Below are 8,077 nucleotides of genomic sequence, written 5' to 3'. Positions count from 1 at the left end.
AAATGACTGTTACTCTAATCGCTCCAATCGCGATGGACGAAGGTCTACGTTTCGCAATCCGTGAAGGTGGCCGTACAGTAGGTGCTGGTGTTGTTGCGAAAATCTTTGATTAAGATTTGACGAACCACTAGTAAAAAGGGCATCATTTGATGCCCTTTTTCTGCGCTAAAAAAAGAGATGAATGACAAGGCTTGTCATTTATTGCTCAAAGCAAAGAATTTTGTGAAAAAGATCTCATCTTTTTCCTTGTATGCGTTGGGTTCCAATGCGATGGAATGTGCCCTGCAACAGCGGGGTTGTTGTCGTCTATATTTAAGACTTGTCACAGGTTGGTTTTATGAAAGCAAACGCTGAAACTCCTGATAGCTCCAATGCAGCAGATACATTTAAGTGGATTGTCGCTGTTATTCTGCTTGCCGCTGCTGTTGTAGGAAATGCTGTTCTGGGTGGTGGTAAAGAGTTCACAGTTTATGAGCTAAACGTAGTGTTCCGTGCAGCAGGTGCCATTGTGCTTGTGGGTGCTGCACTGGCAATTGCCGCTACTACAGGTAAAGGTAAAGCAGCAATCACTTTTGCAAATGAAGCAAAAGTAGAAGTTCGCAAGGTAGTTTGGCCTACTCGCCAAGAGACCATGCAAACAACATTGATTGTGTTAGCAGTTAGTATAGTTATGGCTCTAGCGCTTTGGGGTATCGACGGCATTATGGTTCGTCTGGTTGCTCTAGCGACTGGGGTGTGAGGGTTTTAATACATGAGTGAAGCTCCTAAAAAACGCTGGTATGTGGTTCAAGCCTTCTCTGGATTTGAAGGTCGTGTGGCTCAGTCTCTTCGTGAGCACATCAAAATGCACGACATGGAAGAACTTTTTGGTGAAGTTCTTGTTCCAACAGAAGAAGTTGTTGAAATGCGTGCAGGTCAACGCCGCAAGAGCGAGCGTAAATTCTTCCCAGGCTATGTTCTGGTTCAGATGATCATGAACGATGAATCATGGCACCTAGTGCGCAGTGTGCCGCGTGTCATGGGCTTCATTGGTGGTACCTCTGATCGTCCTGCTCCGATTTCTGACAAAGAAGCGGATGCAATTCTTAACCGTCTAGAGAAAGCGAGCGAAGCTCCACGTCCTAAGACAATGTTTGAAGCGGGTGAAGTGGTTCGTGTTAACGAAGGACCATTTGCTGACTTCAATGGTACGGTTGAGGAAGTGGACTACGAGAAGAGCCGTATAAAAGTGTCTGTATCGATCTTTGGTCGTGCAACACCGGTTGAACTTGAGTTCGGTCAAGTGGATAAGCTTGATTAAAAAAACACCTTATCTAGGGTTGTGAAAGGCGCGAATTATGATTATAATTTCGCGCCTTTTTACTTCTATGGAAGTGAAAAGTTTGTATCTAACGGGGAGCTTACCAGCAGGTTGGCGTTTGTACCCAAAACTTAGGAAATATCATGGCTAAGAAAGTTGAAGCTTATATCAAGCTGCAAGTTGCAGCGGGTATGGCAAACCCAAGTCCACCAGTTGGTCCTGCTCTAGGTCAACACGGTGTGAACATCATGGAATTCTGTAAAGCGTTCAACGCGAAAACAGAATCTGTAGAAAAAGGTCTACCGATCCCAGTTGTTATCACAGTATACAACGACCGTTCTTTCACTTTTGAAACTAAGACTCCGCCAGCAGCAGTTCTTCTTAAGAAGGCAGCAGGTGTTAAGTCTGGTTCTGGTCGTCCAAACACTGAAAAAGTGGGTACTGTTACTGACGCTCAGCTGCAAGAGATCGCAGAAACTAAAGCTGCAGACATGACTGGCGCTGACATCGAAGCGATGAAGCGTTCTATCGCAGGTACTGCTCGTTCAATGGGCCTAGTGGTAGAGGGTTAATATCATGGCAAAACTTACTAAGCGTATGCGCGTAATCCGCGAAAAAGTTGACGTAACTAAAGAATACGAAATCAACGAAGCTGTTGCTCTTCTTCAAGAACTAGCGACTGCTAAATTCGTTGAGTCTGTAGATGTTGCTGTTAACCTAGGCATCGATGCTCGTAAATCTGACCAAAACGTACGTGGTGCAACTGTACTACCTCACGGTACTGGTCGCGAAATCCGCGTTGCAGTGTTCACTCAAGGTGCAAACGCTGAAGCAGCTAAAGAAGCTGGCGCAGACATCGTAGGTATGGAAGATCTTGCTGAGCAAGTTAAGAAAGGCGAAATGAACTTCGACGTAGTTGTTGCTTCTCCAGATGCAATGCGTGTTGTTGGTCAACTAGGTACTATCCTAGGTCCTCGTGGTCTTATGCCAAACCCGAAAGTTGGTACTGTAACTCCTAACGTTGCTGAAGCAGTTAAGAACGCTAAAGCTGGTCAGGTTCGTTACCGTAACGACAAGAACGGTATCATCCACACTACTATCGGCAAAGCTAACTTCTCTGCTGAGCAAATCAAAGAGAACCTAGAGTCTCTTCTAATTGCTCTTAAGAAAGCTAAGCCATCTTCAGCGAAAGGTACTTTCCTGAAGAAAGTAAGCATCTCTACTACAATGGGTGCTGGTGTTTCTGTTGATCAGGCTAGCCTGAACACTCAAACAGCATAATAAATTTGATTAGGCGTGAAATTTGTGTATAATTTCGCGCCTAATATTTGTGGTTGGGACTAAGTTTCTCCTTTCGAGAAGAGACTCAGTCTCCGTCCAAGACCGTAGGCGTCTGCATTAGCAGACTTAATGAAACCTACGTAGACGGTGTCCGAACCTAAAGAAAGCTGACTTATTAATAGATAGCCTTTCTTCTGGAACTGCACCGTTTTAACTCTCACATTATTTTAGTGTGAGTGGTGTAACGACAACCAGGAGTTAATCCAAGATGGCTTTAAATCTTCAAGACAAAAAAGCAATTGTTGCTGAAGTCAACGAAGCTGCCAGTGGTGCACTTTCTGCAGTTGTAGCTGATTCTCGTGGCGTTAATGTTGGCGCGATGACTTCTCTACGTAAACAAGCTCGTGAAGCTGGCGTTTACATGAAAGTCGTGCGTAACACACTAGCACGCCGTGCGGTTCAGGGTACTGATTACGAGTGTCTAACTGACACTTTCACTGGTCCTACTCTGATCGCGTTCTCTAACGAGCACCCAGGTGCTGCAGCGCGTCTTTTCAAAGACTTCGCTAAAGAGAACGACAACTTCGAGATCAAAGCTGCTGCATTTGAAGGCGCAGTAACTGACGCTGAAGTACTAGCAACACTACCAACTTACGACGAAGCAATTGCACGCCTAATGATGTGCATGAAAGAAGCTTCTGCTGGCAAGCTGGTACGTACTATCGCTGCTATCCGCGATCAAAAAGAAGAAGCAGCTTAAGGCTTGCTTTTTACTGGTTGCAAAATAAACTTATTGTTGACTTAAAAGAGAATTGTTATGTCTATTACTAACGAGCAAATCCTAGACGCAGTTGCAGAAATGTCTGTAATGCAAGTTGTTGAGCTTATCGAAGCTATGGAAGAAAAATTCGGCGTATCTGCTGCAGCTGCTGTTGTAGCTGGCGGTGCTGCTGGTGGCGAAGCTGCTGCTGAGCAAACTGAATTTGACGTAATCCTAACTGCTGCTGGCGGTAACAAAGTTGCTGTAATCAAAGCAGTACGTGGCGCTACAGGTCTAGGTCTGAAAGAAGCTAAAGCTCTAGTTGACGGCGCTCCAGCACCTCTGAAAGAAGGTATCGAGAAAGACGAAGCTGAAGCTCTTAAAGCTCAACTAGAAGAAGCTGGTGCTTCTGTTGAAGTTAAGTAATTATTACTTAATTTCTTAGCCGACAGGCTAATGGCTGGTGGTTTAATAACCACCGGCCTTTTTGCGCTGTAGGGTATAGGCGAATTTTCCTGCTGTTTAAGCGCCTCTATCCATGCAAAAAAACGAATCAGCAACCTTGCTGCTTTGTTCTACAGTAAACAGTTGTTTAGTCACTGTCCCTTACCCCTCCTTAAGTAACTAGGAACGGGCGGACAGTTTGGGTCACTTATCAGCGAGCTGAGGAACCCCATGGTTTACTCTTATACCGAGAAAAAGCGCATCCGTAAGGACTTTGGTACTCGTCCACAAGTTTTGGACATTCCATACCTGCTGTCGATCCAGCTCGATTCGTTCGACAAATTCATCGAACAGGATCCGGAAGGGCAATACGGTCTTGAAGCGGCTTTTCGTTCTGTATTTCCTATTCAGAGCTACAACGGCAACTCTGAGCTGCAATACGTTAGCTACCGTCTTGGTGAGCCAGTTTTTGACGTTAAAGAATGTCAAATCCGCGGTGTCACATACTCAAAACCACTACGCGTAAAACTGCGCCTGGTTGTTTTTGATAAAGACGCACCGGCAGGTACTGTAAAAGACATTAAAGAACAAGAAGTCTACATGGGTGAAATTCCACTCATGACAGACAATGGTACCTTCGTAATTAATGGTACCGAGAGGGTTATCGTATCCCAGCTGCACCGAAGCCCAGGCGTGTTCTTCGACAGCGATAAGGGTAAGACCCACTCATCAGGTAAAGTTTTATACAACGCACGTGTTATTCCTTACCGTGGCTCATGGCTAGACTTTGAGTTCGACCCTAAGGATAACCTGTACGTACGTATCGACCGTCGTCGTAAGCTACCTGCTTCAATCATCCTTCGTGCACTGAACAAAACGACGGAAGAAATCCTAGATCTCTTCTTCGAGAAAGTGAACTTCGAAGTGAAAGATCAGACTCTACTTATGGAGCTGGTTCCAGATCGTCTGCGCGGTGAAACTGCGTCATTCGACATTGAAGCGAACGGTAAGACTTACGTTGAGACTGGTCGTCGTGTGACTGCACGTCACATCCGTCAACTTGAAAAAGACGGCGTTGAATTCATCGAAGTGCCAATCGAATACATCGTAGGCAAAGTTTCTTCGAAAGATTACATCAACGAAGCTACTGGCGAAATCATCGTTGGTGCTAACCAGGAAATCAGCCTGGAAGCACTGGCTAACCTGTCTCAAGCTGGTCATAAGAAGCTTGAAGTGCTGTTTACGAACGACCTGGATCACGGTCCGTTCATGTCTGATACTTTGCGTATCGACAGCACCACTGACCGTATCTCTGCGCTAGTAGAAATCTACCGCATGATGCGCCCAGGTGAGCCACCAACAAAAGAAGCTGCAGAAGCACTATTCGAAAGCCTATTCTTCGCTGAAGAACGTTACGACTTATCAACAGTTGGTCGTATGAAGTTCAACAGCTCTATCGAGCGCGAAGACGCTCTAGAGCAAGGCACACTTGATGAACTAGACATCATCGAAGTGATGAAGAAGCTTATCGCGATCCGTAACGGTAAAGGCGAAGTGGACGATATCGACCACCTTGGCAACCGTCGTATCCGTAGCGTAGGCGAAATGGCAGAAAACCAATTCCGTGTTGGTCTGGTACGTGTTGAGCGTGCGGTTAAAGAGCGCCTAAGCCTTGGCGACCTTGACGCAATCATGCCTCAAGACCTAATCAACGCGAAGCCAATTTCTGCAGCAGTTAAAGAATTCTTTGGTTCTTCACAGCTTTCACAATTCATGGACCAGAACAACCCACTTTCAGAAGTTACGCACAAGCGTCGTATTTCTGCATTGGGTCCAGGTGGTCTGACTCGTGAACGTGCTGGCTTCGAAGTACGAGACGTACACGTAACGCACTACGGTCGTCTATGTCCTATCGAAACGCCTGAAGGTCCAAACATCGGTCTGATCAACTCCCTGTCTGCGTTTGCGCGTTGTAACGAATACGGTTTCCTAGAAACTCCGTACCGTCGCGTAGTAGATGGTGTTGTTACTGACGAAGTTGATTACCTATCTGCTATTCAAGAAGGTCAGTTCATCATCGCTCAGGCTAACTCTGGTCTAACAGAGGAAGGCACGTTCGTAGAAGAACTGGTTACTGCTCGTCAGAAAGGTGAATCTGGTCTGCACCCACGTGATCAAGTTGATTACATGGACGTTGCAACGAACCAGGTTGTATCTGTGGCGGCATCGCTTATCCCATTCCTAGAGCACGATGATGCGAACCGTGCATTGATGGGTGCGAACATGCAACGTCAGGCAGTTCCGACTCTACGTGCTGACAAGCCTCTTGTAGGTACTGGTATCGAGCGTAACGTTGCAGTTGACTCCGGTGTAACAGCGGTTGCTAAACGCGGCGGTGTTATCCAGTCTGTTGACGCATCGCGTATCGTTGTAAAAGTAAATGAAGACGAGCTGGTTCCAGGTGAAGCAGGTATCGACATTTACAACCTGACTAAGTACACGCGTTCTAACCAGAACACATGTATTAACCAGCGTCCAACTGTACTACCTGGTGAGCCAGTAGCACGTGGTGACGTTCTTGCTGATGGTCCTTCAACCGACCTTGGTGAGCTGGCACTTGGTCAGAATATGCGTATCGCGTTCATGCCTTGGAATGGTTACAACTTTGAGGATTCCATCCTTGTTTCTGAGCGTGTTGTTCAGGAAGACCGTTTCACGACTATCCACATCCAAGAGCTTTCTTGTGTGGCGCGTGACACTAAGCTGGGCTCTGAAGAGATCACAGCGGATATTCCAAACGTAGGTGAGTCTGCTCTGTCTAAACTGGACGAGTCAGGTATCGTTTACATCGGTGCTGAAGTGAAGGGTGGCGACATCCTGGTTGGTAAAGTGACGCCTAAGGGTGAAACTCAGCTAACGCCTGAAGAGAAGCTACTACGCGCTATCTTCGGTGAAAAAGCATCAGATGTTAAAGATACATCACTGCGTGTACCAAACTCTGTTTCAGGTACCATCATCGACGTTCAAGTCTTCACTCGCGATGGCGTAGAGAAAGACAAACGTGCGCTTGAAATCGAGCAAATGCAGCTGAAAGAAGCGAAGAAAGACCTGACTGAAGAATTCCAGATTCTGGAAGGCGGTCTACTTGCTCGTGTGAAAGCGGTATTGATTTCAGGTGGTTACTCTGAAGCGAAACTAGACACTATCGATCGTAAGAAGTGGCTAGAACAGTCTCTTGACGATGAGTCTCTACAAGGGCAGCTAGAGCAGCTAGCTGAGCAGTGGGACGAGCTGAAAGCAGACTTCGATAAGAAGTTTGAAACTAAGCGTCGTAAGATCACTCAAGGCGATGACCTTGCACCAGGTGTTCTGAAGATCGTTAAGGTTTACCTAGCAGTTAAGCGTCGCATCCAGCCGGGTGATAAGATGGCGGGCCGTCACGGTAACAAGGGTGTAATCTCTAAGATCAACCCTGTTGAAGACATGCCATACGATGAGAAGGGTGAACCTGTCGACATCGTACTTAACCCACTGGGTGTACCATCACGTATGAACATCGGTCAGATCCTAGAAGTACACATGGGTCTGGCAGCGAAAGGTGTGGGTGACAAGATCAACCAGATGCTGAAAGAACAGCAAGAACTGCACAAGTTCCGTAACTTCCTACAAGAAGTGTACGATCTGGGTGACACCCGTCAGAAAGTTGATGTTGCAGCACTGAGCGATGAAGAAGTTCGCACTTTGGTACAAAACCTACGTGGTGGTCTACCAATCGCGACACCTATCTTCGACGGTGCGCCAGAATCTTCCATCAAGGCTCTATTGAAACTAGGCGACCTACCAGAATCTGGTCAGCTACGTCTGTTTGATGGCCGTACTGGTGACGAGTTTGAGCGTCCTGTAACTGTTGGTTACATGTACATGCTGAAACTGAACCACCTAGTTGATGACAAGATGCACGCACGTTCAACCGGTTCTTACAGCCTGGTAACTCAGCAGCCACTTGGTGGTAAAGCTCAGTTCGGTGGTCAGCGTTTCGGTGAGATGGAAGTATGGGCACTGGAAGCATACGGTGCCGCTTACACTCTACAAGAAATGCTAACGGTGAAATCGGATGACGTGAACGGTCGTACTAAGATGTATAAGAACATCGTGGACGGCAACCACAGCATGGAACCTGGCATGCCAGAATCCTTCAACGTATTGTTGAAAGAGATCCGCTCGCTAGGTATCAACATCGAGCTAGAAGACGAAGAGTAATCCCACGGGATTATTGGTAGAAGGTGCTCACT

At 46.6% G+C, this 8,077-nt stretch carries 8 protein-coding genes; all 8 read left to right on the top strand.

The annotated features are described in order from the left end of the window. Positions 1-113 (top strand): EF-Tu C-terminal domain-related protein (locus tag RH89_RS29205; RefSeq protein ID WP_004402072.1); only part of this gene is annotated, 113 nt, incomplete at its 5' end. Positions 114-337: 224 nt separating this feature from the next. Continuing rightward, positions 338-739 (top strand): preprotein translocase subunit SecE, encoded by a 402-nt coding sequence (secE, locus tag RH89_RS11720; RefSeq protein ID WP_004402071.1) that lies wholly within the window; start codon positions 338-340, stop codon positions 737-739. A 12-nt stretch (positions 740-751) separates the two neighbouring features. Continuing rightward, complete coding sequence (gene nusG / locus RH89_RS11715) at positions 752-1,300, top strand: transcription termination/antitermination protein NusG (protein WP_004402070.1); 549 nt, start codon at positions 752-754, stop codon at positions 1,298-1,300. Between the two features lie 143 nt (positions 1,301-1,443). Continuing rightward, the gene (gene rplK, locus RH89_RS11710) at positions 1,444-1,872 is read left to right on the top strand and encodes a 50S ribosomal protein L11 (RefSeq protein WP_004402069.1); all 429 of its coding nucleotides are present in this window, start codon (positions 1,444-1,446) and stop codon (positions 1,870-1,872) included. Between the two features lie 4 nt (positions 1,873-1,876). Continuing rightward, positions 1,877-2,581: a 50S ribosomal protein L1 gene (gene rplA / locus RH89_RS11705; RefSeq protein WP_004402068.1), complete on the top strand. Its 705-nt coding sequence runs from the start codon at positions 1,877-1,879 to the stop codon at positions 2,579-2,581. Positions 2,582-2,849: 268 nt separating this feature from the next. Continuing rightward, entirely contained in the window at positions 2,850-3,341 is a 492-nt protein-coding gene (gene rplJ / locus RH89_RS11700) for a 50S ribosomal protein L10 (RefSeq protein ID WP_004402067.1), read from the top strand. 57 nt (positions 3,342-3,398) lie between these two features. Beyond that, positions 3,399-3,767 (top strand): 50S ribosomal protein L7/L12, encoded by a 369-nt coding sequence (gene rplL / locus RH89_RS11695; RefSeq protein ID WP_004402066.1) that lies wholly within the window; start codon positions 3,399-3,401, stop codon positions 3,765-3,767. A gap of 249 nt (positions 3,768-4,016) precedes the next feature. Next, positions 4,017-8,045 (top strand): DNA-directed RNA polymerase subunit beta, encoded by a 4,029-nt coding sequence (gene rpoB, locus RH89_RS11690; RefSeq protein WP_004402065.1) that lies wholly within the window; start codon positions 4,017-4,019, stop codon positions 8,043-8,045. Positions 8,046-8,077: the final 32 nt, after the last annotated feature.

It is taken from the genome of Vibrio nigripulchritudo ATCC 27043 (assembly GCF_000222685.1).
GTDB classification, from domain to species: domain Bacteria; phylum Pseudomonadota; class Gammaproteobacteria; order Enterobacterales; family Vibrionaceae; genus Vibrio; species Vibrio nigripulchritudo.
The sequence above is the reverse complement of the archived record's forward strand: the minus strand, read 5'-3'. Positions and strand labels throughout refer to the sequence as shown.

What these genes read in the sequence shown, in the direction of transcription:
- secE (WP_004402071.1), top strand. Translation starts at nt 338, where the DNA reads ATGAAAGCAAACGCTGAAACTCCTGATAGCTCCAATGCAGCAGATACA.
- nusG (WP_004402070.1), top strand. Translation starts at nt 752, where the DNA reads ATGAGTGAAGCTCCTAAAAAACGCTGGTATGTGGTTCAAGCCTTCTCT.
- rplK (WP_004402069.1), top strand. Translation starts at nt 1,444, where the DNA reads ATGGCTAAGAAAGTTGAAGCTTATATCAAGCTGCAAGTTGCAGCGGGT.
- rplA (WP_004402068.1), top strand. Translation starts at nt 1,877, where the DNA reads ATGGCAAAACTTACTAAGCGTATGCGCGTAATCCGCGAAAAAGTTGAC.
- rplJ (WP_004402067.1), top strand. Translation starts at nt 2,850, where the DNA reads ATGGCTTTAAATCTTCAAGACAAAAAAGCAATTGTTGCTGAAGTCAAC.
- rplL (WP_004402066.1), top strand. Translation starts at nt 3,399, where the DNA reads ATGTCTATTACTAACGAGCAAATCCTAGACGCAGTTGCAGAAATGTCT.
- rpoB (WP_004402065.1), top strand. Translation starts at nt 4,017, where the DNA reads ATGGTTTACTCTTATACCGAGAAAAAGCGCATCCGTAAGGACTTTGGT.